The organism is Amycolatopsis sp. WAC 04182 (assembly GCF_003947465.1).
Lineage (GTDB): Bacteria > Actinomycetota > Actinomycetes > Mycobacteriales > Pseudonocardiaceae > Amycolatopsis.
Window position 1 is genome coordinate 1 of the sequence record NZ_QHJJ01000043.1, and the last position, 691, is coordinate 691.

A 691-nucleotide genomic window follows, 5' to 3' on the forward strand; every position below is an offset into this window, starting at 1 on the left:
CTTGGGGGCGTTAACAGGCGCGGTGGCGGCGCCGCGCTCTATCGTGGCAGTCACGTTTGAACGCTAGGTATCCAGCAATGATCCGTCCAAGTCATCGCGGATCTGGTTTCCATAGCTTCCGGCTATGATGCTTGGTTTATACGGTCGGCATAAGGAAAAATGCTCGGCCGGTGCGAGGAAAATCACATGCAGTTGCAACAGCTCGCCTACTTCGTGGCGGTCGCGGAGACCAGGCACTTCACCCAGGCGGCCGAGCGCATGCGGGTCGCCCAGCCCTCGCTCAGCAAGCAGATCAAGGCTCTGGAGAGCGACCTCGGCGCGCGGCTGTTCTCCCGCGCGCGCGGCAACGTCACGCTGACGGCGGCGGGCGAGGCGCTGCTCCCCCTGGCCCGCCGGATGCTGGCCGACGCCGACACCGCCCGCCAGGAGGTGGCCGAGCTGGCGGGGGAGATCACCGGCCGCCTCCGCCAGGAGGTCCTGCGCCACGCCCGCCAGGAGGAGCCCGCATGACGACGACGGACACCCACGCCCAGCAGCTCGCCGGCCTCGACGCGCTGGAACTGGGCACCGGCCACCGCGCCGGTCTGGCCTCCCGGCTGTGGTCCGGCCTGTGGCCGATCGCCTCGGCGGTGGTCATCGTGCTGGCGATCTGGCAGGCCGTGGTGTGGGCCGGCTGGTGGCCCGAGTACGT

2 pseudogenes are annotated in these 691 nt (G+C 69.2%); both read left to right on the forward strand.

Annotation, left to right across the window (positions count from 1 at the left end):
* Window positions 1-186: 186 nt before the first annotated feature.
* Window positions 187-468, forward strand: a pseudogene (locus DMH01_RS42410) (LysR family transcriptional regulator); the annotation flags it as partial.
* A gap of 38 nt (window positions 469-506) precedes the next feature.
* A pseudogene (locus tag DMH01_RS42415) lies at window positions 507-691 on the forward strand (hypothetical protein); the annotation flags it as partial.